This is a genomic window from Rhodoferax potami (assembly GCF_032193805.1).
GTDB classification, from domain to species: domain Bacteria; phylum Pseudomonadota; class Gammaproteobacteria; order Burkholderiales; family Burkholderiaceae_C; genus Allorhodoferax; species Allorhodoferax potami_A.
In genome coordinates this window covers 1,626,961-1,648,887 of record NZ_JAVBIK010000001.1, presented here as the reverse complement: position 1 = coordinate 1,648,887, position 21,927 = coordinate 1,626,961, and the positions used below count along the sequence as shown (strand labels likewise).

Genomic DNA, 21,927 nt, shown 5'->3' with positions numbered 1-21,927 from the left:
TGGATAGTTAATGCAGCAAATCCTGCTGCGGGTTGTGGGTATCGGGGGTGAAGAGGCTTGCGGCGTCGCGGACAAACCGGGCCTTTGCATAGGTAGGCACGATGCTGTGATCAGGCATCGGTAGCCGGTCGGAATTACTGCTCAGGATGGTCTTGACAGTGCGGTAATACGGACTGTTGTGGGCCATGGCACGTCGGCAGGCGAGCTCAACACGCTGGGCGCTGTAGGTCTTTGCCAGACCAATCACACCCTGAGCTGCGCGCAATCGCTCCAGAATCCGGTCACTCAGTAGCCAGTCAATAACCTGCTGACAGTACGGTCCGATTTGCAGCGCTTGGGTACCCAGCCACTCGCGGTCACGGGCAAAGAAGAGTTGTGCCTCGGGTGGCAAGTGGTCTTTGGTCGTGAGGCGTTCACCGGGACGCTGTCCCCGCGCATGGGTTGCCACCAATCGGTAGTCATCAAACAAAGTCACGCAGTTATCGGTGGCACGTAGCCACAGCTCTTTGCCCACCAGCGCAAAGGGGGCGGAATACAGCTTGTAGTCAAACTTGACGTGGCAGTCGCGGTGCAGCGTCACGCACTGCCAAACGCCCAAGTCCGGCGCCTGCGGTGGAAGCGGCTTGAGCAAGGCCCGCTCCAGCGCAAACAAATCCATGGGCTGCTGGCGGGTGGTGCCGTGAATGCGCACACCGGCTTCCTGCAATACCCACGCCTGCGCCTGTGCATTAAGGTCCGCCAGATCACGGAATTCGCGGGTAGACAGGAAGTTACGCTTGACGTATTTGACGCCCGACTCCACGATACCCTTCTTCTGCGGATCGTGCGGCGGGCACGGGTCAATCTTGAATTCATAACCTTCAGCGCACTCGGCATAGGAGCGCTGCACCTGCGGGTCAAATCGGCAAGCCTTGATGATGGCGCACTTGGCGTTGTCGATGATCACGCGCTCGGGCACACCGCCAAACCACTCAAAGGCACGGCGGTGGCAGCCCAGCCATGTGGCCACCGTTTGGTCCCAGACGAATTCCACATACTGATGGCGGCTGTGACACAAGGTCATAACAAAGGCCCAGGTGCGCCTACGCTGTCCATCCGGATGCACCAAAAATGGCCCCGCGCCAAAGTCAACCTGAGCGGCTTCGCCGGGCTTGAAGCTCAGTCTCACAGTGAGATCGGTACGCGGCTGTGCCTTGGCAATGTCACGCATGATGCGATAGACAGAGGAGTAGCTGCCGCAGAACTGGTGCTCGCGCACCAACGCGGCATGAATGGCTACGCCCTCAACCCCGGCAGCCATCCAGCGCGCCACTTGTTCGCGCCATGGGTGGGCTTTGGAGACCGTGCTGGATGGGCGCTTGGCCGCTGCGCACAGACTCAGGGCAATAACTTCGGGTTCGGGCAGCGGCAGCTCAGCCTCCAACCAGCCCAAGCTGCGGGCGTGTTCGCGAAAGCTCGCCACCTTGACCCGGCCCATAAGGCCCAGACGCGCGATCTCGCGATCGCCGTCACCGGCGCGTAGTCTGATTAAAACGTTTCTGTATTCATGCATCTCGATCTTTCTGCGACCCATCCGTTACTCCTGAACAAAAAATTCAGAAGGTAACGACAGTTACGTCGCGTTCGAGATGCCCGTCCAATCCCCCGGCTGGCTCCTATATGACGAAAACCAAATGGCCTATATGTGCCGAAAACGCTCTGGCTCCTATGTGCCGAAAACCAATTGGCCTGTATGTGGTGAAAAGTGACATGCGGCACGCCCTTCTTGGTCCATCCGCCGGGCGTCACCTTCACGGTTCGGCTACCGACCGACTCCAGGCCGACGGTGCGAAGCATAGCCGTTGGGAAAAAAGACCGGGCAATGTAACTGGGGTTCATCGTCAGCCGGGCCACCCCGAAATCGCCAGGACAAGCGTACGGCGGCAAGGCATCGAGGGTCGTGGCGGTGGCTGAGAACTGAGGCGTCAGTCGCTGTGCGGCTTGCGCAAAGGAGTACACCTCCGCTTTTCCCTGGATGCGCTTCGGCCCCTTGATGTCATGGGTCAGCAGTTCGCCGCGTCCGATAAGAAAATTGGTTTGGCTCATGCGTCAGACTTTCCTTTCGAGATCTTCTTGACCGCGGCTGGATGCTCGCCGGTGTACTTGCGGATGGTGTCGCGGCTCACGCCGGTGATGTCAGAGATAGTGTGCTGCGACAGACGGGTCTGCTTGGCCAGCAGGACAGCCAGGTCAATGCGGCCCTGGCGGTCCAAGACGAGTGCGCGCGATTTGACGAACTCCTCAATCAGGTCGGCGTCCGAGGCTGTACCCAAGGCAACAGCGCGCCGAAAACGCTGGAGATCCCGTTCGATGTCACTGAATGACTCGCCGTTGAAGGCGAAGGTCAGAATGTCGATCCAGCGGCCGAACAACGCATAGTCTGGTCCGAGAAAACGCTTGATTGCCTGTTTGACGGCTGGCATTTCTGGCGCCTTGAAGTTGATCACTAGGTCGAAGCGACGCCACAGCGCCGGGTCTATCAGTTCCGCGTGATTGGTGGCCGCCAGCAACAAACCGGTGGCCGGCCACTCATCGACTTCCTGCAGGATGACCGTGACCAAGCGCTTCAGTTCGCCGATGTCGGTATCGTCGCTGCGGCGTTTGGCGATCGCGTCGATCTCATCGAGAAGCAGCACACAGGGGCTGCGTTTGGCGAAATCGAGCGCAGAGCGCAGGTTGCTGCCGCTGCGACCCAACAGGCTGCTCATGACGGCTGTCAGGTCAAGCACATACAGTGGCACACCCAGCTGAGATGCCAGCCAACGTGCCGTCAGCGTCTTGCCGACACCAGGCGGGCCGACAAAGATAGCTGAACGAGTGGGGTTCAGCCCCATCGATGCCAGGCGCTCGGTCTGGCGGCGCTCCTGGATCAATTGGCTCAAGGATTCTTCCAGGTCGAGCGACAGCAAAGGTTGCTCCCGATCGGGATCGTCTTTAAAGACCTTCAGTAGCGACAGCCTCGACTCGTCATCGACCGGCAGAGTTTGCGCAGGAGTGACAGGGGGGGCTACCTTGCGCATGGGAGCGCTCGCGCGAGGGGCTTTTGCGCGCAAGTACAAGTCCATCTGTTCAGCCAGCTCGGGATCGGTATTGCGATACTTGCGCACAAGCCGGGCGACGAATAGTCGCACGTCCTCTGTCTGTTCTGCGAGTGCAAGCCTAATCAACTGGGCTAAGTCGGATTGCGTTTCATTCATTTCGTCCAACATTGATGTAACTCGTTGATAAATAATGGATTTATAAATTCAGTAAATGGAATAAACGTATTTTCTCACGATTTCATGTAGAACGGGGGAAATCGAAGAATGCAGATGCCCGGTCGAGTGAAATGTGCAGGAAAAGCTGGTAGCGGCTCCTAGTCACTCAGGCGTGATGTGCTTACAGAGCTGAAGTCCCTGCAACTGCACGACATGCCCGGTGCGTGGTCGGATCTGGTCGATCAAGGCGGTGCGCCAAGGGACTGGAGTCCTAGGTGGCTGGTGGATCACGTGTTGCAGGTGGAGGAGAGGACCGGCATACGCGTTCCATTGCCCCCAGACTAAGTCGGCACGCTTCCCCGGATCGGGATTTGGCCGAGTTCGACTTCTGGGTGTCGAGTGTGGGCAAGGCATTGACACACAAACTCAGCGACTCGTCGTTCACCGACGACGCGGAAAACGTTGTTCTCATTAGTAAGAAATGGGGAAACTTAAAATCACCCTGTACATAATCCTGATCGGGCAACCTGTGCGAGATCAGGAACCTTGGTCTCTAAAGCTCAAAATTTCTTATTTCTGCGGAGAAACTATGTCCCTTGTCCCATGCTATGTATGCACAAAACCTGTAGGAATCAAAGCGCCAGTATGTCCTGCCTGCGGGACGCCAGATCCATCGAAGCAGAAATTCAAGAGAAAAGTAGTGGAAAAACTAGTGGTTCTCATTTTGCTGTGCGCCGTTGGGGGCTATTTTTGGATCGAACTACTCCCTGACATCAGGGAGCACGGCCTTATCAACTTGATCCACAAGCGATAAAAGATCCTTTGCAATTGTTCGGCGGTATAGCGTGAACTCAATTGGAGCGAATAACGTCTCAGATCTCTCGTGATAAAAGGGGGAGTAAAGAATGAATCTGAGTTCGCAATGTTCATCGAACATTCCTTGGATGGTCCAATCTCCTCCAAATGAAATCGCGCTGTCAATCTTCGACTTGCGGAGCTGCCGTTCAATTAATCCGGCCACTTCCACAGTAGAGTTGAAGTAAACATAAGGAGGCATTCCATAAGAGGCATGCCCCTGACATGACGCAATGGTTTTGATAACGCCGGTTGCATTCATCGCGTCAACTAGTGGCTTGATACCTGGGTCTATTTCGTCATAGGCCCCTTTTGGCCTCAGAAACTGAATCCACCATTGCCGCAGTTTGGAGCGATTCATAATTTGCTCCTATGCCCGGACAGATCTGCTCGACGGCACAGATATGCTTCCTCGCCCGGCACAGATATGGTTCCAGCGACAATGTTTTTGAACTCCGCGCTCCACGAAGCGCCGCCACGGACGGTGGCAATTCAGTCAGGCGGCTAGGCTATCTGCCCACACCAACGCCTCCATGTGTGCGATGTTGACTTGCTTTAGGGTGAAGGGAAGTCTTGCAAACGCGTGGCTGAATTCCGTCTCTTCGTCTGACTCACAAGCGCAGACCAAGGCCAGCAGATCCCCAAAAGCGCCTTGGCCTGTCAGCAGAGTTTCTGCCACGCTTTCATCCAGGGCCAACTGCGATAGCAGCTCCGGCATCGGTCTACCCAGTAACGTGTCGAGCTGTGACAGCAGCCCTACCAAAAAAGCGGAATCAGCGGTTTCTACGCCACTTTGTTGGAGTGCGAGCAACTCCATCATGCGGCCACGAACGACAGCTGCAGTACCTGGAATGCTGGCATGTGCGCTGGTGTTGGTGAGCACGAGGGCTGACCAGCGAACCAGCCGCTCGTAGCCGATCAACATTACAGCCTGCCGCAGTGACGTGACTTTTCGAGGCAATCCGGTACTGGCTGCGTTGATGATCCGCAGCAGGCTCACGCCCAGACCTGCATCCTTTTTGAGGGCAGTTTCTACCTCGTCCAGCTCTGCGCCGGATCTGAGCAGTTGAAAGAGGTGTATCGCGCTGGCTTGCGCGGGGGTCAGCACTTTGGATTGGGTGGTCTCGGGCACGGAGAGCCAATAGCCTTGGAATTCAGTCACACCCAAAGCCAGCATGCTTTCAAACTGCGTTTGCTGCTCTATCTTCTCGGCAATCAATACGGCGTTGGTTCTCACTCGGGTTGCGTGCACTAGCGACTTGTATTGCGCCGGCTCGATGCGTCCGACATCGAGTTTCACGAAATCCGCCAAGCCTTGCCATGGCTTGTACACGGGTGCCACCACACTATGTTTGAACGCCAAGCGAAAGCCGCGCGCTTTGAGCGCTTGGAGGGCCGGCACCAGCGCCCGCACAAAGTCAGCGCTATGGCGCGGTGCAGGGCTGACTTCCACCACTGTGCGGGTCGGGGGTAAAAAATCCCACTGCTGGCCGGTCAGCCCTTTGTGGACCGAGTGGATGAAGATGTCGTGCTTTTGTGTTGAAAAGGGTGCACCGCTTTGGGCGACTGCGTGCAGGGCCAGCGCCAGATCGCTGGCCTCTGAGTGTTCGTTCGCGCGGGTCGAGCGGTTGAACAGTTGGTACGCCAGTACCGATCGCTCAGGGCTGACGATGGGCTGCCGGGCGATCGACATTTTGTCTAACAGCTCCGGCAGCGGGGTAGGTGGCTCGTTCATGCTATGTGGGATCGATGCGTGACCACACTAGGCTAACGTAGACCCTTTGCACTGACAAGCCAGGTACGGGCGCAACCAGCAGTGCTGTAAGGCTACAAGGGCAACCCCACATAGTTTTCTGCAAGCGCTGTAGAAGCGGCTTGGGACTGCACCAGATACTCTAACTCTGCGTTTTGCAACTTCTGCCCGATGGCACCATCGGCAGAGAATCGGTGCATCAAGCTGGTGAACCACCAGGAGAAGCGCTCGCCCTTCCAGATTCTGGCCAAGCAGCGTTGCGAGTAATGGTCTATGCCTGCTGAGGATCGCTCGGCAAAGTACTCAATTAGCGCCGTGGACAGGTACTTGACGTCTGTGGCGGCGAGGTTCAGGCCCTTCGCGCCGGTAGGGGGGACGATATGCGCCGCATCCCCGGCCAAGAAAAGTCGGCCGAACCGCATGGGCTCCGCCACAAAGCTGCGCAATGGAGCAATGCTCTTTTCCAGCGAGGGGCCGGTGATCAGTGTCTCGGCCGCGTGCGGGTCGAGCCGCAGGCGCAACTCATTCCAGAACGCGTCATCCGACCAATTCTCGACCTTGTCAGTCAAGGGCACCTGCAGGTAGTAACGGCTCCGGGTCATGCTGCGCTGAGAGCACAAGGCAAACCCCCGTTCGCTGTTGGCGTAAATCAGTTCATGGTGGACCGGCGGAGTGTCAGCCAGCAGGCCCAGCCAGCCGAAGGGGTACACCTTTTCGTATTCGGTCACGGCACCGGGGGGAAGGCTCGCACGGCAAACGCCATGAAAGCCATCGCATCCGGCGATGAAGTCGCAGTCCAAGGTGTGCCATTGACCGTCTTCTTGGTAGCGCACCTGGGGGTGTGTGGTGTCGTAGTCGTGAATCGAGACATCTTTGGCTTCGTAGACTGTCTTGAGTCCCGCGGCAGCACGAGCGGCCATCAAATCGCGAGTGACCTCGGTTTGGCCATAGACCATGACCTGCTGCCCGCCCGTCAAAGCCCGAAGGTCGATCCGATGGCGTTCACCACCGAACAGCAAATCGAAACCCGTGTGGGGCAATCCTTCCTGGTGCATGCGCGCGCCCACTCCGGCCTCGTCGAGCAGATCTGTGGTGACCTGTTCCAACACGCCGGCTCGAATGCGCGAGCGCACATAGTCGGCGCTCTGCCGCTCAATGATGACGGTCTCGATGCCTGCTTTGTGCAGGAGTTGCCCCAATAACAAGCCCGATGGGCCTGCGCCAATGATTGCCACTTGTGTCCGCATGTCTGCTCCTTTTGATTGAGCGAAAGGTTATCGACGTGGAGGTATTTGGGGGTCTGGTGCGACGGGCTTTTGTGCGATCAATAGAATCGATGTGCGAATATCGCGCAAAAACAGGAGTTGAGTGATGTCTGATGCCCCGGATGCAGATGCCCCATTTGTGGTTGCCAAAGCGGACCTGATTGCCGGTATGGCCAAAGGCATGGCGGTGCTGGAGAGCTTTGATACTGAGCGGCAGCGTTTGAACGCCACCCTGGCCGCTCAAAGGGCAGGGATCACCCGGGCTGCCGCGCGCAGGCATTTGCTGACGCTGACCGCACTGGGTTACCTGGAGACAGACGGTAGCTACTTTTGGTTGTCCAGCAAGGTTTTGCGCTTCTCCGGCACCTACCTGTCCTCGGCGCGGTTTCCCCGGGTGGTGCAGCCCGCGCTCAACCGCCTGGCGGCACATACGCAAGAGTCATTTTCTGCGGTGGTGTTGGATGGCAGCGAGGTGGTGATCGTGGCCCGCAGTGGGAACGATTGGCGCAGCTCACCCGCAGGCAAGACCCAGGTGCTCGCGTATGGTTTGCACCTGGGCGCGAGACTGCCTGCGCACGCCACCTCGACCGGGCGGGTGCTTTTGGCCGGGCTGTCTGATGCGGCTCTGACTCAGTGGTTGTCCGCCCACCCTTTGCGGCGTTTGACGTCGCACACCGTGACAGACCCCGCGGTGCTCAAGGCACAGGTCGAGGCGGCGCGCAAGGCAGACTACAGTTTGGCCTTTCAGGAGCACGAACTCGGTGTGCAGGCTTTGGCGGTCCCTTTGCGCAATCCTCAGGGTAAGGTTGTCGGCGCGTTGAATGTCGTGGCCGCTCCACACCGGTGGCAGCCCGAGGAATTCAGAGTTGCTTTGTTGCCCGTATTGCAAGATGCCGCTCAGGAGCTGCGGGCCTTGCTGTGACAGTTTGAATGCGTCAACTGAGAAGTAGCCCTGAAGACTGCAACTACATTTTCTTTCGGCGAACTTCTAAAAATGTTATATTTTATTTAAATTGATTTAAATAAATTTAAAGCCATGCAAAAATCTTCTGAAACAGTGGAAGTATTGCCTTTCAGTTTTTGGTTAAATCCAAACGTGGTGCCTTATCTGCGGAGTGAAAGTGTGGCTGCCTCTGGAAAGGCGGAGGGCGCCAGCGACGGGGTGCAAATTCCGTTCAATAAAGCACCACTTGAATCCGCAGTACTTGCCACCGAGTCAGAAAAGCACGGTCGAAATACGAATATTTCTCGATAGGTTGTTACTGTGCTTTTTAACAAATAAACTATTAATAAATTGGTAAATTAACGACGTTTTGCGGATGTGCGGCTGCGCCAAAGTGGTGTGTGTCGAATAAAATGCAATGGAAGCCCCAAAACTGAAAGATTTAAATTCGGTCGCGGTTCCCAGAGCCTTTTTTTTCCTTTGCCATGACTAACAGCAGCGACGTTCTGACTACACAACAAGCAGCCCGTATCCTTGGGCTGTCCACCACATCGGTGCAGAAAATGGTCATCAGCGGCGAGTTGGAAGCTTGGGTCACTCCCGGGGGGCATCGCCGCATCTTTCGCAGCGCCATCGATAAGCTGGTGCAGTCACGCGGTACCGCCGCTCCCACAGAAACCGGTGCGCGCCCCCTGCGTGTGTTGCTCGCCGAGGATGATCCTATCCAAGTGGCTTACTTTCAGGCCCTGTTGGCGCGTGGCGGCCACGATGTGGCACTGACGGTTGCGAACGACGCATCGCAAGCCCTGATTCAGTTGGAGCGCCAGCGTCCTGACTTGGTCGTTACCGATTTGATGATGACGCCTTTTGATGGCTACCACCTGATCAACGCCATGGCGCAAGAGAGCGCCTACCAACCGATCGAGGTCATTGTGCTCACTGCGCTGACCCGTAAGGAAGTCGAAGAAGACGGCCGCTTGCCTAACTGGGTGACGCTGTACCAAAAACCCCTGCAGGCAGAGCGCTTGTTGGGTTACCTCGACGCGCTCGCCACCCGCTTGAATCGCGCGGGCCAATTTATCCAAGCGCCTGCACAGCCCAAACGCGGCCCTGCGGCCTGAACGCTCACGGGGGCTCGTGCCGCCGTGGCTGCCACTGAGTAACCCGACATGTCATTTTCAAATTTAGGCCTTAGCGCCCCACTGGCCTCTGCTATGGAGCGGCAGTTTGCTGCGCCCACGCCGGTGCAAGCAGCCTCCCTTCCTGCCGCACTTGCGGGCCGTGATGTGCTGGTCTGCGCCCAGACGGGCTCTGGCAAAACAGCCGCCTTTGCGCTGGCGGTGCTGCAGCGCTGGGTGGCGGAGTCGTCGTCCGCTGGGCGTAACCCCCAAACCTTGGTGTTGGTGCCCACGCGGGAGCTCGCCGTCCAGGTGGGCGGAGTCCTGTCCGGCCTGGCGCGCGATGCCGGCCTTGGCGTCAAGGTCTCGGTGGTGTTCGGTGGTGTATCGATCAACCCGCAAATGATGGCCTTGCGGGGTGGCACTGATATCGTGATTGCCACCACCGGCCGCTTGCTGGATCTGGTTGAGCGCAACGCTGTGCGCTTGGATCAGATTCGCTGCCTGGTTCTGGACGAGGCCGACCGCATGCTCGACTTGGGTTTTGCCGAGGAGTTGGACCGGATTGACGCGCTACTCCCTGAGCGGCACCAAAGCCTGCTGTTTTCTGCCACCTTCGGCCCTGCGGTGCGCAGCCTTGCCGAGGCGCGCTTGCGGGATCCTGAGAGCATCACACTCGACACCGAAGAGCAAGCGCCGCCTGATATCTTGCAGCGAGCCATCCGGGTGGATGCCAATCGCCGCACGCAGCTCTTGCGGCGCTTGGTCACGGCCGAAGCCTGGCCGCGTGCGCTGGTCTTTGTGGCGACCAAATATGCCGCAGAAATGGTGGCGGACAAGCTGCGCCGCGCTGGATTGCAGGCGGAGCCGTTTCACGCCCAGTTAAGCCAAGGCAAGCGCAGTCAGGTGCTGTTTGATTTCAAAGCCAGTGTGGTGCAAGTGGTGGTGGCCACCGATGTCGCTGCCCGTGGTGTGGATATTGCCGGGCTGCCGGTTGTAGTGAATTACGACCTGCCACGTGCCGCAGCAGACTATGTGCATCGAATCGGCCGCACTGCGCGTGCGGGCAAAACCGGTACCGCGGTCAGCTTTGTGAGTGCAGAAACCGCCGCACATTTCGCCTTGATCGAAAAGCGCAATGCCCTTACCGTGCCGCAAGAAGAAGTGCCGGGCTTTGAGCCTGCGCAGGCGTTACCAGCCATCAGTGCTGATCGCGCAGCGGGCGGAATCAAGGGGCACCGGCCCAGTAAAAAAGACAAATTGCGCGCAGCCGGCCTGCTGCCGCGATTGCAGTAATGCTATAAAAATAATAGCTATTCGCGCAATCTTTATGAGCGCTAGCAGTCAATTTCTTGCCTAAGTCCACTGCGCCCACGACTTTGCTGTTTGTCTGCATGGGCAATATCTGCCGGAGTCCTACGGCCCATGGCGTCATGCGCCACAAAGCGCTGGCACAGGGTTGGGGTGCCGATGTCTTACGGATCGATTCTGCAGGCACCCACAACTATCACCCCGGTGCGGCGCCCGATCCCCGCAGCTTGCAACACGCAGTCCGCCGCGGATACGCGTTTGCGGACCTGCGGGCCAGGCAGCTCGAAGCCAGCGATTTCGCAAGCGCCGACCTCATCCTGGTGATGGACTGGGACAACCTCGCGCTCGTAGAGGCGCAGTGCCCCGACTACAACCATCACAAAGTGCGCAGGCTGACCGAGTTCTGTACCCGCCACGATGCGAGCGTGGTTCCTGATCCGTATTACGGCGGAGATGCGGGGTTTGAACAGGTGTTGGATCTGGTGGAAGACGCCTGCGACGGCCTCCTGGCCCACATCGCCCGTCAGCAAGCCCGCACGAAATAGGCGCTGCCGATGGGGCGCCCTTCGCGAGCCTGCGGGGGGGGGGCAGGTTCAACCCGCTGACAATGGGGTATGAACGAGTACACCCCCTCCATTGAAATTCCCCCCTCATTTCTGCAGCTGTACGTGGTGCCGGGCCGCACCAAACCGTCTGCTCCCTTGTCCCAGGTGTTGACCGAGTACGAGCTGTGCGAAGACATGGCCCAAATGCTGGCGCCGACCGCGGCAGACATGCAATTCAAGCTCGGTGTTACTGAGCAGGACGTGATCGAACGCTGCTACCTAGGCCTGCGCACCGAACCTTGCGTGCTCAATCCAGCGCAATCTGCATGGGTCGTTCAAAGAATGGCTGAAATCTTGTCGTGGCCATGGCAAAATCTTGAAAACGTTGTCAAAGCGTAACTATCCGGTAACCAAATTGCCAAACCACATGGTTTAGCTCCGGTTGGCCGTCGGCGTGTCTCCTTTGTACAAAACCGATTTTGATTTTGCAGAAAAAAGCGCAAAAGCATCGATTTCTAAGGGTTTGCCCGAGGTGGTTGGGGAGGTAATTTAATTACCATCCAACACATCCCGCTGCAGTCTCACCAAGACTGGGCCCCCCGTCAGGAGCATGTTTATGAGTCAGTCTGATGTCCGCTTGCGCGGAATCATCAAAAACTACGGCAAGGCAGATGTCATCCACGGCATCGACTTGGATATAGAGCCCGGCGAGTTCGCCGTGTTTGTGGGGCCCTCCGGTTGCGGCAAAACGACTCTGCTGCGCATGATTGCCGGCTTGGACGAGATATCTGGCGGCGACCTCAACATCGGTGGCGCCCGGGTGAATGACCTCGGACCTTCTGAGCGCGGCGTGGCTATGGTGTTCCAGAGTTATGCGCTGTACCCCCACAAGACCGTGTTCGACAACATGGCCTTCGCCCTCAAGATTGCTAAAACGCCCAAAGCGGAAATTGAGCGGCGAGTCCGCGAGGCGTCTGACATCCTCCAGCTGACCGAATACCTCGACCGCTTGCCCAAAGCGCTGTCCGGCGGCCAGCGTCAGCGGGTCGCTATCGGCCGCGCGATCGTGCGCGATCCCAAGGTGTTCTTGTTTGATGAGCCCCTCTCCAACCTCGATGCCGCCTTGCGAACCAAGATGCGGGTGGAGCTGGCCACACTGCACCGCCGCCTCGGGGCGACCATGATCTATGTCACCCACGATCAGGTGGAGGCCATGACCCTGGCGGACAAGATCGTGGTCTTAAACAAGGGCCGGGTTGAGCAGGTGGGCAAACCCCTGGACCTCTACAACAAGCCCGCAAGCATGTTTGTGGCTGGTTTCATCGGTTCCCCCCAGATGAACTTTTTGGGCGGCGACATCGCAGCCCGCCACAACGTCGCCACGATTGGTTTGCGTCCGGAGCACCTGAGGGTCACAGAGGGTGGTCCGATCCAGGGCACCCTCAAGCACTCAGAGCAGCTGGGCAACGAAACTTTCGCCTATGTCAGTGCGGGTGCGTTTGGCGACATCACGGCCCGTATGGACGGCACCTTGGGCCTGGCGCCCGGACAGCCGATTGCTTTGGGTTTTGCGCCGGAGCACCTGTACAAGTTCAATGCCGAAGGCAAGCGGGTCGACTGATCTGCGACAGCTTTTAACGTGCCGTGGATGGGCTGCGGCGCCACTAGAGGAGAAGACGATGATGAAGAAAACCATGATTGCCGGCGCTTGCGCTCTGGCAGCAGCAGCCGTGACCGCACCGGCCATGGCAGCCGACTACAAAGGGCCAAATCTGAAAGGTGAAGTGGTCACCATCACGTGCCCTTGGACAGGTGCTGAAGAAGGCATGTTCAAAAAAGTGATCGCGAACTTTGAGAAATCAACCGGCGCCACCGTCAAGCACTCCTGCTCACAAAGCTCCGAGCAGCAGATCGTGATCGACATTAAGGCAGGTTCCCCATCCAACATTTCCGTGTTCCCGCAGCCTGGTTTGGCTGCCAACATGGCCGCCATTGACGGCTTGAAGCCGCTGGGCGCCAAGGCCCAGGAATGGGTCAAAAAGAACTACGCAGCAGGCAGCTCCTGGGCTGACCTGGGCACCTACGCCAACAAGGCCGGCAAGAAAGAGTTCTACGGCATGTTCTACAACGTGAACGTGAAGAGCCTGGTCTGGTACATCCCTGAGAACTTCAAGGAAAAGGGCTACAAAGTGCCCAAGTCCATGGAAGAACTGCAAACCCTGACCAAGAAAATTGCAGCCGATGGCGGCAAGCCATGGTGTATCGGTCTGGGCTCTGACGCCGCTACCGGCTGGCCTGCGACTGACTGGGTCGAAGACATGATGTTGCGCACTCAAACGCCTGAGGTCTATGACCAGTGGGTCAGCAACAAGATGAAGTTCAACGACAAGCGCGTGATCGAAGCGATCGAAGCCTACGGCTGGTTCGCCAAGAACGACGCCTATGTGGACGGCGGCGCCAAGGCCGTGGCCACTGTGAGCTTCAAGGACAGCCCAAAGGGCATGTTCGGCTCCCCGCCCAAGTGCTACATGCACCGTCAAGCGTCTTTCATCCCCGCTTTCTTCCCCGAAGGCAAGGCGGACGAAGCCGACTTCTTCTACTTCCCCTCTTACAGCAGCAAGAAGCTGGGCAACCCGGTTCTGGGTGGCGGCACGATTCTGACCATCACCAAAGACAGCAAGGGTGCCCGTGCATTCATGGAATACCTGCAGCACCCCCAGTCGCATGAAATCTGGATGGCTGAAGGTGGCTTCCTGACACCGCACAAGGGTGTGGACTTGGCCAAGTACAAGACCGCCTCGCTCAAGAAGCAAGGCGAGATTCTGCAAAACGCCACCACCTTCCGCTTTGACGGTTCTGATCTGATGCCCGGCGCAGTGGGTGCAGGCAGCTTCTGGAGGGGCATGGTCAATTATTCCGGCGGCGCCTCTGCCAAGGAAGTAGCTGACGAGATCCAGAAGAGCTGGGACGCGATCAAGTAAGTATCTCCTCTGACGTCGCCTTGCGGCACGTCTTCAGGCCGGCGGCTTCGGCTGCCGGCCCTTTTGAATCCCATTCCCTACGACACGCAAAAGCATTGATCCCATGACTGATCAAGTTATCCAGACCATCACCGCTGTACTGGTCAGTATTGCGTTCTGCTTGCTGTACTTCGCCGGCTCCAACTTTGTGTTGGACAAAATCGTCCAGCTGCCAGTGGGCAGTAAAAATGGACGCGAAATCTTCCGCTCCAACGTGCGACCCTTGCTCTTTATTGCGCCCGCCCTGTTGTTGCTGGGTACCTATCTGGTGTACCCCTTGTTTGAAACCTTCCGCTTGAGTTTTTATGACGCAACGGGAGAGCAATTCGTCGGACTCGCCAACTTTCGCTGGGTGTTCGCAGACCAGAATTTTTTGCTGACGATCCGCAACAACTTTCTCTGGTTGCTGGTCGTTCCTGCCGCGGCCACTGCTTTCGGCCTCGTGGTCGCGGTGCTCGCAGACCGCGTTTGGTGGGGTGGCTTTGCCAAGTCCATGGTGTTCATGCCCATGGCTATCAGCTTTGTGGGCGCCAGTGTGATCTGGAAGTTTGTGTACGACTTCCGCGGGCCTGATGCAGAGCAAATCGGCATCTTGAACGCCATGGTGATGGGCATGGGTTTTGAGCCCCAGGCCTGGGTCACGATTCCGTTCTGGAACAACTTTTTCCTGATGGCGATTTTGATCTGGATCCAGACAGGCTTCGCCATGGTGATTCTCTCTGCCGCCCTGCGGGGTGTGCCGCACGAAACCATCGAGGCTGCACGCATCGATGGCGCCAGCGAGCTGCAAATCTTTTTCGAAATCATGGTGCCCCAAGTGATGTCCACCATTCTGGTGGTCTGGACCACCATCACCATCACGGTGCTCAAGGTGTTTGACATCGTGATGGCCATGACCGGTGGCCAGTGGGATACCAGTGTGCTGGGCAATCTGATGTATGACTGGATGTTCCGTGGCGGTGGCGATTACGGCCGCAGTTCCACCTTGGCCATGGTTTTGATGTTTGCAGTGGTACCGGTGATGGCATTCAATATCCGCCGCTTCCGCACTGAGGAGGCTCAGCGATGAAAAAGTATTTCTCTCTCCCATCTTTGATGGCGCAAGCCTTGTTGCTGGTCATCGTGTTAATGTGGGTGCTCCCTACCTTCGGCCTCTTGGTTTCCAGCTTCCGGGAAAAGCAGCAACTGGTCAGCAGTGGCTGGTGGACCGCGCTCTCCACCCAAACCCGTGCAGACATGCGTCGCACGGCAGGGGTCCAAAGTCTGGTGAAAGAAGGTGAGCGCTACGTCATCAGCGGCCGCTTGTTCCCCGAGGGGGGCGGCATACAAATCAAGCAGTTTTCGCTCAAGTCGGCCAACCCCAAAGAGTTCGCCGTTGGTACGACAGTGGAAGTGTCGGACGGGCAAATCTTTGACGAGGAAGACGGCAAACCCGACGGCACGCTGACGGTGAAAGCCGACGGAAGCTATCGCCTTGATCTGGACCAGCCCTATGACAAGGATCGTGGTGTCCGGGTGTTTTATGTGGCCGAGTCTCCACCCGTTTTCATGACCCAGAACTACGAAAAGGTGATTGCGGGTGAAGGGGTAGGCCAGGCATTCTTGAACACCTTCAAGGTCACGATTCCGGCTACCTTTATTCCGATTTTAATTGCGGCTTTTGCTGCGTATGCCTTCAGCTGGATGGAGTTCCCCGGCCGCAAATTCTTGTTTATTGTGGTGGTGGGGCTGCTGGTGGTGCCCTTGCAGATGTCACTGATTCCGCTGCTGCGGCTCTACAACCAGATGGGCGAGGTTTTTGGCACAGAGTCCAAGTCTTACCTCGGGGTGTGGCTTGCCCACTCCGCGTTTGGTCTGCCCCTGGCGATTTACCTGCTGCGCAACTACATTGCGTCCCTGCCACGCGACATCATCGAGAGCGCGCGGATGGACGGTGCCTCGCATTTCCAGATCTTTACCAGCATCGTGCTGCCCTTGTCGATCCCTGCGTTGGCGAGTTTTGCCATCTTCCAGTTCCTGTGGGTCTGGAACGACTTTTTGATTGCACTCGTCTTCCTTGGCAAAGCGCCGGACCAGGTGGTGCTCACCATCAAGCTCAACGACTTGCTGGGCTCTCGCGGTGAGAGCTGGGAGATCTTGACCGCCAGCGCATTTGTCTCTATTGCAGTGCCGGTTGCTGTGTTCTTCTCGCTGCAACGCTTTTTTGTGCGCGGGCTGCTGAGCGGCTCCGTCAAGTAAATTTAGGACCAACCTTCCTTGGCGAATTTGCGCAAGCAGATTCGCCGTTTTCATTCAAGGGACCTTTCCATCATGGCTAAAGCAACGAACAACAACTGGTGGCGCGGTGGCGTCATTTATCAGATCTACCCGCGTAGTTATGCGGACAGCAACGGCGACGGTGTGGGCGATTTGGCCGGTATTACCGCCAAGCTGGACTATGTGGCCGACCTGGGCGCAGACGGCATTTGGCTGTCGCCCTTCTTCAAAAGCCCGATGAAGGATTTCGGCTACGACGTCAGCGACTACTGCGACGTGGACCCGATGTTCGGAACGCTCGATGATTTCAAGCAGCTGGTCGAACGCGCACATGCACTGGGCTTGAAGGTCATGATCGACCAAGTGCTCTCCCACAGCTCCGACCAACACCCTTGGTTTGTAGAAAGCCGCTCCAGCCTGAACAACCCCAAGGCCGATTGGTACATCTGGGCCGATGCCAAACCCGACGGGAACCCGCCCAATAATTGGCTGTCCATTTTTGGCGGTAGTGCATGGCAGTGGGATACCCGCCGTTGCCAGTACTACATGCACAACTTCCTGACTAGCCAGCCGGATTTGAATTTTCACAATCCCGAAGTGCAAAAAGCGCTGCTGTCGACCGTCAAATTCTGGTTGGATCTCGGGGTGGATGGCTACCGCCTGGACACCGCCAACTTCTACTTCCATGACGCCCAACTGCGCGACAACCCCGCGCGCGGTCGCCCCGATGGTGAGGATCCTGCGGTCAACGCAGTGAACCCCTATGGCTGGCAGTGGCACCAACATGACAAGAGCCAGCCCGAAAACCTGGCCTTCTTGCGTGAGCTGCGTGCCTTGTTGGACGCGTATCCCGACACCACCATGGTGGGAGAAATCGGTGACGACGACGGTCTGGCCCGCGTGGCGGAATACACCAGTGGCGGTGACAAGTTGCATATGGCGTATTGCTTTGACCTGCTGGGTACCGCGCACAGTGCCGCGCACTTCCGCGGCTTTGTGAAACGGTTTGAAGAGGTGGCTCCCGGTGGATGGCCATGCTGGGCCCTGTCTAATCACGACGTGGTGCGGGTTGCTACCCGCTGGGCCAGTACTGCTGCGGTTGCGGCGCCTGAGTTGTTGCGCCTGGGCGCGGCCTTGCAAATGTCCTTGCGCGGTTCCCCTTGCATCTATCAAGGTGACGAGCTGGGCTTGCCAGAGGCAGACATTGCATTTGAAGACCTGCAGGACCCCTACGGCATCACGATGTGGCCCGAGTTCAAAGGGCGCGATGGTTGTCGCACCCCGATGCCGTGGCTTGCGGATGCTGCAGATTTGGGCTTCTCCTCATCGCCGGCACCGGAAAAACCATGGCTGCCCGTGGCCACGACCCACCGGGAGTTAACCGCCGAGGCGCAGATCCAAGACCCTGCATCGCTGTTGCATTTCTATCGCAACCTGCTGCGCTGGCGCAAAACCCAGCCCTGCCTGGTGAGTGGTACCTTGGAGGTGCTGGATGCGCATCCCCAGGTGTTCGCCTATGTGCGTCGTCATGAAGGCCACAGCATGGTTTGCGTATTCAACTTCAGCCCTGAGCCGGCCCAGTGGGTAGTCCCGGTAGCCTTCGCTGCGATGCACACGGTGACGGGCAGTGGTCTGGGGGATGCAGTTCGCCAGGGCGCGGTGCTGCAGTTGCCCGCATGGGGCGGCGCTTTTCTGGGCCATGCCTGACCTCCTGCAGGTAAAGGGCTCGGGTACATTCTTCGAATGAGTACACCCGAGCGTTTGCGCCTGAATACGATCGCCGGGCCTTTGCTCGGCGAGTTTTTGTTGGGTATGACGGTCGCGATGGGCGGGCTGTGGCTGGCTTCGCATGAGTCAGATGCCGCAGCAGGTGCTTTCGGGCTGGTGAACCAGATCCTGGAAACCCTGAGCGTCGCTTTCCGGGTGCTTGCCATCGGCTTGGGCGTGATGGTGACGCAATATGTCGGGGGAGGGCAGCACGCCGCCGCCCGACGTGTTGCCCTGTTGGCCTTGGGTGCCAGCAGCTGGGTGGGTGCTGCGATCATGCTGGTGGTGGTCGCAGGCAACGACGTCATGCTCGACTGGTTAAACGCCCCGGCCATGGTGGCGTCCTTAGCCGCCCCGTATCTGCAATGGTTTGCACCGGCCTTGCTGCTGGACGCCTACAACCTCAGCATGGCGGCGGTGCTGCGCGCCCACCTGTTTGCCAAAGACTCTTTGCGGATCATGATCGCCATGCACGGCACACATCTCGCGCTGGCATTCGTGATCATGCGGGGTTGGGGTAGCTGGGATGGCATGGGTCTTGAGGGCTACGCCATAGCCATGCTGGTCAGCCGTGCATTGGGGCTGGTATTGCACCTGTGGTTCTGGCGGGTCCGCATGCAATTGACTCCCTATAGGCAAGATTGGTGGCGATTTGCGTGGGTGGACTTTGCGCCCGTATTGCGGGTGGGGCTTCCGGGCGCCGGGGTCGAGGTGACTTACCGCGCTGCCTTTATGGTGTCGCTGGCGGCGACCGCCCGCTTGGGGGTCACCGCACTCGCCACCCACTCCTACACCTTGCAGCTGCTCAAATATGTGCTGTTGACCAGCATGGCCATTGGCTGGGCCTGTGAAATCATGGTGGGCCGCCTCGTCGGAGCTGGCGATTTGAGGGCCGCCAATGGACTGGTCCGTAAGGCAGTGCGCAATGGGCTACTGGCCTCCGGCTCGCTGGCACTGTTTGCCGCGTTGGGCGCCCCGTGGTTGATGCGCGCTTTTACCAAAGACGCGGCCGTCATTGAGGCCGCACAAACCTTGCTGTGGCTATCGCTGCTGCTCGAGACCGGCCGCGTGTTCAATCTGATTTTGAATGGAGCCCTCCGTGCGACGGGCGACGCCATTTACCCGGCAGTGTCCAGCGTCGCGTCCCTTGTGTTGGTGCTGGGCGTCGGCTCTTTTTGGTTGGGCCGCTTGTTCGGCCTGCCCGGTATCTGGTTGGCCTATGCGCTGGACGAGTGGATCCGCGGCTTGCTGTTGCTCAGCCGTTGGCTCTGGCGCGGCTGGCTGCCCAATGCACGGAACAGCCGCCGTCGCTTGCGCGCAGAGAAAAACTAGCGTCCCGTTTCAGCCAAACGCCAGGGGCAGCACCCCTGTCGCGCCGGTGCGCAGGGTGAACACACTACCCGACAAGGGGTACTGCGCCAATTCCGCATCACCCAGCCCTACCCGCGCTGTCGTCACCAGCATGGTTTGGAGGTCGGTGCCACCAAAGCTGATGCTCGTCACCTGACTCGCGGGTATCGCGATGGTCTGCAGGCACTCCGCGTCCGGCGTGAAGCACCGAATGCAAGCACCGCCCCAGAACGCAATCCAGACGCGGCCTTCGCTGTCCAGCGTCATTCCGTCGGGCGTGCCTTCGTCTTCCGAGAAAACCCGCCACACCGATTTGTCAGTGATGTTGCCCGAGGCATCCAATTTGTATCGGTAGACCGTGTTCAGAAAGCTGTCGGTGTGCAGCATCCACCGGGCGTCCGGTGCGATCGCGGGGCCGTTGGCAATATAGATGCCGGTTTCCACCACGGTGCATTGCAGATCCGGGTCGAGGCGGGCGAGTCGTCCTTTGCAGCGGGCCGGGTCGTCGTTGTCCATCGAGCCGGCCCAGATACGGCCGAAGGCATCTGCCTTGGCATCGTTCAGCCGGACGGACGGTTCGCCGGGATGCGGCTGAGCCATCGGTTCCCAGCGCAGTTCTGGCTCCAGCGTCAGATGCACTATGCCGCTTTGGAAGCCCGCCATGTAGCCGTCCCCGTTTTTGCGGGGAATCAACCAGCCGATGCGCTCGGGCATCTTCCAGCTTTGGCGCGCATCCGTCGCGGGGGTCCAGGCGTGCAAAGCACAACCATGGATATCGACAAAGAAAAAGCGCCCGGTCCGGGCTTCCCAGACGGGGCCCTCACCCAGCAGCAGTTCTGCAGGCCAGATGGCTTGGGGGAGTGTGTGATTCAGGTCCATCCGGCGTCCACTACAAAGTCTTGGGCTGTCACCATGCCACTGTCAGCGGCCGATAAAAACAAAGCCATATTCGCCACATCGGCGCCGAGAATCCGGCCGGGCAGGCAATGGTTGTCCTTCATGGCTTTTTCGCCCGCCTCGTCGACCCACAAAGCCAACTGCTTGTCGGTCATGATCCAGCCCGGAGTCAAGGTGTTGACCCTGATATTGAACTCACCCAGTTCTCGCGCCAGGCTGCGGGTCAGGCCCACGGTCGCTGACTTGCAGGTCGCATAGACCGGGTAGCCCTTGCCCTTGATCTTCCAGCTGGTCGAGCCTAGGTTCACGATGGCGCCACCGCCGGAACGCTTCATGCCCTCGGCAACCGCCTGGGCGGCAAAAAAGTGGGGTCGCAAGTTGACCGATACCCGCCAGTCGAAGTCTTCCGCCGTGACATCGGCTAGCTCGTGCCGCTGGTCATTGGCCACGTTGTTGATCAGCACCGTGATGTCGCCAAAGCGCTCGGCCGCCGTGCCGATGGCCGCTTGCAAGGCTTTCACATCTGATGCGTCGCTTTGCAGAAACAGCGGTTCAGGGCCCAGCTGCCGCGCCGCCTCAATGACTTGCTGAGCGGCCACAGCATTGCGGCCGGTGAACGCCACTTTGGCGCCTTGGCGCGCAAAGGCAATCACGATGTCGCCACCGATGCCAGAGCTGCCTCCGGTGACAAAAACACTGCGCCCTTGCAAGCTCGGGTACTGCGCGAAGTGGGAGAGGGTGTCCGGCTTCATAGGTCTCCAAGAGGTAAATAGACGACGATTGTAAAAGCAATCATCATACAAATAAAGCCTAAACGAAGCCGCTTAGCTTGTCTGGATCGTGGTGCGGATCAGGCTGCGGGTGTCAGAAAGCATGCTGGCCATGCGGTGCAAAGCGTTCTGCGGCTCTTGCAGGCGGATGGCCTCAAACACTTTCTGGTGGTCCGGTAACGCTTGTTTGAAGTTGTCCGAGGTGCGCGCAGTAACGCCCAGCAAAGATTCCAGGGCGCTGCCGATGATGGCGGCCAGTGGCATCAGCAGCGGGTTGTTGGTGGCTTGGAGCACGGCGGTGTGAAAGGCCAGATCAGCTTGCACCCAGTCGGTGATCGAGGCTGCCGACTCCATAGAGCGCAGCGCCTGCGCGATCGATTGGAGTTGCTCCTCACTGCGGCTGGTCGCGGCCAGTGCGGCCGCGGAAGGCTCAATGATTTCGCGCAGCTCGGTGAGGTGCCGCAAAAACTCCGCATCTACGCCGGTGGCGCAGCGCCACGCCAGGATGTCCGGGTCCAGCAGGTTCCACTGGTCTTTGCTGCGCACCCGGGTGCCGATGCGGGGCCGGGCTTCCAGCAGACCTTTGCCCGCCAGAACCTTGACGGCTTCACGCAGGGCAGTGCGGCTCACGGCCAGCTCCTGGCACAACAACTCCTCATTCGGGAGCACCTGCCCGGCGGGGTAGATCCCCCCTGCGACCCGGCGGCCCAGCTCATCCACCACCTGCCCATGCAGTTTGCGGCCGCTGTAGCGCGCGTGGGAGGTCGGAACGGGCGGCGTTTTGGGATCGACAGGCATCATGCGAATTGGCATTTAATGATCATATGTTTAAATCGGGGGG

21 protein-coding genes are annotated in these 21,927 nt (G+C 58.6%); 12 read left to right on the top strand and 9 right to left on the bottom strand.

Annotated features, from left to right (window positions below; translation table 11 throughout):
• Nucleotides 1-7: 7 nt before the first annotated feature.
• The 6 genes from istA to pobA form a co-directional block, all read right to left on the bottom strand.
• Entirely contained in the window at nucleotides 8-1,552 is a 1,545-nt protein-coding gene (gene istA / locus RAE19_RS07825; RefSeq protein ID WP_313876140.1) for an IS21 family transposase, read from the bottom strand.
• Nucleotides 1,528-2,085 carry a hypothetical protein gene (locus RAE19_RS07820; RefSeq protein WP_313874364.1) on the bottom strand — a complete coding sequence of 186 codons (558 nt, stop codon included), beginning with the start codon at nucleotides 2,083-2,085 and terminating at the stop codon, nucleotides 1,528-1,530. The genes istA and RAE19_RS07820 overlap by 25 nt, the downstream gene beginning before the upstream one ends.
• Nucleotides 2,082-3,248: an ATP-binding protein gene (locus RAE19_RS07815; RefSeq protein ID WP_313874363.1), complete on the bottom strand. Its 1,167-nt coding sequence runs from the start codon at nucleotides 3,246-3,248 to the stop codon at nucleotides 2,082-2,084. The genes RAE19_RS07820 and RAE19_RS07815 overlap by 4 nt, the downstream gene beginning before the upstream one ends.
• Before the next feature lie 748 nt (nucleotides 3,249-3,996).
• Nucleotides 3,997-4,452 (bottom strand): hypothetical protein, encoded by a 456-nt coding sequence (locus tag RAE19_RS07810; protein WP_313874362.1) that lies wholly within the window; start codon nucleotides 4,450-4,452, stop codon nucleotides 3,997-3,999.
• A 135-nt stretch (nucleotides 4,453-4,587) separates the two neighbouring features.
• Nucleotides 4,588-5,826 carry an EAL and HDOD domain-containing protein gene (locus tag RAE19_RS07805; protein WP_313874361.1) on the bottom strand — a complete coding sequence of 413 codons (1,239 nt, stop codon included), beginning with the start codon at nucleotides 5,824-5,826 and terminating at the stop codon, nucleotides 4,588-4,590.
• 92 nt (nucleotides 5,827-5,918) lie between these two features.
• A complete protein-coding gene (pobA, locus tag RAE19_RS07800; RefSeq protein WP_313874360.1) occupies nucleotides 5,919-7,091 on the bottom strand; it encodes a 4-hydroxybenzoate 3-monooxygenase in 1,173 nt (390 codons plus the stop codon).
• A 124-nt stretch (nucleotides 7,092-7,215) separates the two neighbouring features.
• On the opposite strand from pobA, the gene RAE19_RS07795 reads away from it, so the two are divergent.
• From RAE19_RS07795 to RAE19_RS07740, 12 genes are all read left to right on the top strand, one after another.
• Nucleotides 7,216-8,031, top strand: a complete 816-nt coding sequence (locus RAE19_RS07795; RefSeq protein WP_313874359.1) for an IclR family transcriptional regulator domain-containing protein — start codon at nucleotides 7,216-7,218, stop codon at nucleotides 8,029-8,031.
• Nucleotides 8,032-8,145: 114 nt separating this feature from the next.
• Nucleotides 8,146-8,364, top strand: coding sequence for a hypothetical protein (locus RAE19_RS07790; protein ID WP_313874358.1), 219 nt, complete (start codon nucleotides 8,146-8,148; stop codon nucleotides 8,362-8,364).
• Nucleotides 8,365-8,537: 173 nt separating this feature from the next.
• Nucleotides 8,538-9,173 (top strand): response regulator, encoded by a 636-nt coding sequence (locus RAE19_RS07785; protein ID WP_313874357.1) that lies wholly within the window; start codon nucleotides 8,538-8,540, stop codon nucleotides 9,171-9,173.
• Nucleotides 9,174-9,221: 48 nt separating this feature from the next.
• Nucleotides 9,222-10,466 carry a DEAD/DEAH box helicase gene (locus RAE19_RS07780; protein ID WP_313874356.1) on the top strand — a complete coding sequence of 415 codons (1,245 nt, stop codon included), beginning with the start codon at nucleotides 9,222-9,224 and terminating at the stop codon, nucleotides 10,464-10,466.
• A gap of 98 nt (nucleotides 10,467-10,564) precedes the next feature.
• Nucleotides 10,565-11,026 (top strand): low molecular weight protein-tyrosine-phosphatase, encoded by a 462-nt coding sequence (locus RAE19_RS07775; RefSeq protein ID WP_313876198.1) that lies wholly within the window; start codon nucleotides 10,565-10,567, stop codon nucleotides 11,024-11,026.
• A gap of 69 nt (nucleotides 11,027-11,095) precedes the next feature.
• A complete protein-coding gene (locus RAE19_RS07770; RefSeq protein WP_313874355.1) occupies nucleotides 11,096-11,425 on the top strand; it encodes an ATPase with chaperone activity in 330 nt (109 codons plus the stop codon).
• Nucleotides 11,426-11,642: 217 nt separating this feature from the next.
• Nucleotides 11,643-12,647: an ABC transporter ATP-binding protein gene (locus tag RAE19_RS07765; RefSeq protein ID WP_313874354.1), complete on the top strand. Its 1,005-nt coding sequence runs from the start codon at nucleotides 11,643-11,645 to the stop codon at nucleotides 12,645-12,647.
• Nucleotides 12,648-12,705: 58 nt separating this feature from the next.
• Nucleotides 12,706-14,007: an ABC transporter substrate-binding protein gene (locus tag RAE19_RS07760; protein WP_313874353.1), complete on the top strand. Its 1,302-nt coding sequence runs from the start codon at nucleotides 12,706-12,708 to the stop codon at nucleotides 14,005-14,007.
• Between the two features lie 103 nt (nucleotides 14,008-14,110).
• Complete coding sequence (locus RAE19_RS07755) at nucleotides 14,111-15,115, top strand: carbohydrate ABC transporter permease (protein WP_313874352.1); 1,005 nt, start codon at nucleotides 14,111-14,113, stop codon at nucleotides 15,113-15,115.
• Nucleotides 15,112-16,284 (top strand): carbohydrate ABC transporter permease, encoded by a 1,173-nt coding sequence (locus tag RAE19_RS07750; protein ID WP_313874351.1) that lies wholly within the window; start codon nucleotides 15,112-15,114, stop codon nucleotides 16,282-16,284. The genes RAE19_RS07755 and RAE19_RS07750 overlap by 4 nt, the downstream gene beginning before the upstream one ends.
• Before the next feature lie 72 nt (nucleotides 16,285-16,356).
• Nucleotides 16,357-18,009, top strand: coding sequence for an alpha-glucosidase family protein (locus RAE19_RS07745; protein WP_313874350.1), 1,653 nt, complete (start codon nucleotides 16,357-16,359; stop codon nucleotides 18,007-18,009).
• A gap of 36 nt (nucleotides 18,010-18,045) precedes the next feature.
• Nucleotides 18,046-19,401 carry an MATE family efflux transporter gene (locus RAE19_RS07740; RefSeq protein ID WP_313874349.1) on the top strand — a complete coding sequence of 452 codons (1,356 nt, stop codon included), beginning with the start codon at nucleotides 18,046-18,048 and terminating at the stop codon, nucleotides 19,399-19,401.
• 9 nt (nucleotides 19,402-19,410) lie between these two features.
• Here RAE19_RS07740 and RAE19_RS07735 read toward each other — a convergent pair whose 3' ends face one another.
• From RAE19_RS07735 to RAE19_RS07725, 3 genes are all read right to left on the bottom strand, one after another.
• On the bottom strand, nucleotides 19,411-20,298 hold the full coding sequence (locus RAE19_RS07735) for an SMP-30/gluconolactonase/LRE family protein (RefSeq protein WP_313874348.1): 888 nt from the start codon (nucleotides 20,296-20,298) through the stop codon (nucleotides 19,411-19,413).
• Nucleotides 20,289-21,068 (bottom strand): SDR family NAD(P)-dependent oxidoreductase, encoded by a 780-nt coding sequence (locus tag RAE19_RS07730; protein WP_313874347.1) that lies wholly within the window; start codon nucleotides 21,066-21,068, stop codon nucleotides 20,289-20,291. Before RAE19_RS07730 ends, RAE19_RS07735 begins: the two co-directional genes overlap by 10 nt.
• A 72-nt stretch (nucleotides 21,069-21,140) precedes the next feature.
• Nucleotides 21,141-21,899 (bottom strand): FadR/GntR family transcriptional regulator, encoded by a 759-nt coding sequence (locus RAE19_RS07725; RefSeq protein ID WP_313874346.1) that lies wholly within the window; start codon nucleotides 21,897-21,899, stop codon nucleotides 21,141-21,143.
• Between the last annotated feature and the right edge of the window lie 28 nt (nucleotides 21,900-21,927).

Coding starts and splice junctions, on each gene's coding strand:
- RAE19_RS07775 (WP_313876198.1), top strand. CDS start 10,565: ATGGGCAATATCTGCCGGAGTCCTACGGCCCATGGCGTCATGCGCCAC.
- RAE19_RS07735 (WP_313874348.1), bottom strand. CDS start 20,298: ATGGACCTGAATCACACACTCCCCCAAGCCATCTGGCCTGCAGAACTG.
- RAE19_RS07740 (WP_313874349.1), top strand. CDS start 18,046: ATGAGTACACCCGAGCGTTTGCGCCTGAATACGATCGCCGGGCCTTTG.
- RAE19_RS07785 (WP_313874357.1), top strand. CDS start 8,538: ATGACTAACAGCAGCGACGTTCTGACTACACAACAAGCAGCCCGTATC.
- RAE19_RS07745 (WP_313874350.1), top strand. CDS start 16,357: ATGGCTAAAGCAACGAACAACAACTGGTGGCGCGGTGGCGTCATTTAT.
- RAE19_RS07815 (WP_313874363.1), bottom strand. CDS start 3,248: ATGTTGGACGAAATGAATGAAACGCAATCCGACTTAGCCCAGTTGATT.
- RAE19_RS07820 (WP_313874364.1), bottom strand. CDS start 2,085: ATGAGCCAAACCAATTTTCTTATCGGACGCGGCGAACTGCTGACCCAT.
- RAE19_RS07805 (WP_313874361.1), bottom strand. CDS start 5,826: ATGAACGAGCCACCTACCCCGCTGCCGGAGCTGTTAGACAAAATGTCG.
- istA (WP_313876140.1), bottom strand. CDS start 1,552: ATGCATGAATACAGAAACGTTTTAATCAGACTACGCGCCGGTGACGGC.
- pobA (WP_313874360.1), bottom strand. CDS start 7,091: ATGCGGACACAAGTGGCAATCATTGGCGCAGGCCCATCGGGCTTGTTA.
- RAE19_RS07755 (WP_313874352.1), top strand. CDS start 14,111: ATGACTGATCAAGTTATCCAGACCATCACCGCTGTACTGGTCAGTATT.
- RAE19_RS07770 (WP_313874355.1), top strand. CDS start 11,096: ATGAACGAGTACACCCCCTCCATTGAAATTCCCCCCTCATTTCTGCAG.
- RAE19_RS07750 (WP_313874351.1), top strand. CDS start 15,112: ATGAAAAAGTATTTCTCTCTCCCATCTTTGATGGCGCAAGCCTTGTTG.
- RAE19_RS07780 (WP_313874356.1), top strand. CDS start 9,222: ATGTCATTTTCAAATTTAGGCCTTAGCGCCCCACTGGCCTCTGCTATG.
- RAE19_RS07765 (WP_313874354.1), top strand. CDS start 11,643: ATGAGTCAGTCTGATGTCCGCTTGCGCGGAATCATCAAAAACTACGGC.
- RAE19_RS07725 (WP_313874346.1), bottom strand. CDS start 21,899: ATGCCAATTCGCATGATGCCTGTCGATCCCAAAACGCCGCCCGTTCCG.
- RAE19_RS07795 (WP_313874359.1), top strand. CDS start 7,216: ATGTCTGATGCCCCGGATGCAGATGCCCCATTTGTGGTTGCCAAAGCG.
- RAE19_RS07730 (WP_313874347.1), bottom strand. CDS start 21,068: ATGAAGCCGGACACCCTCTCCCACTTCGCGCAGTACCCGAGCTTGCAA.
- RAE19_RS07790 (WP_313874358.1), top strand. CDS start 8,146: ATGCAAAAATCTTCTGAAACAGTGGAAGTATTGCCTTTCAGTTTTTGG.
- RAE19_RS07760 (WP_313874353.1), top strand. CDS start 12,706: ATGATGAAGAAAACCATGATTGCCGGCGCTTGCGCTCTGGCAGCAGCA.
- RAE19_RS07810 (WP_313874362.1), bottom strand. CDS start 4,452: ATGAATCGCTCCAAACTGCGGCAATGGTGGATTCAGTTTCTGAGGCCA.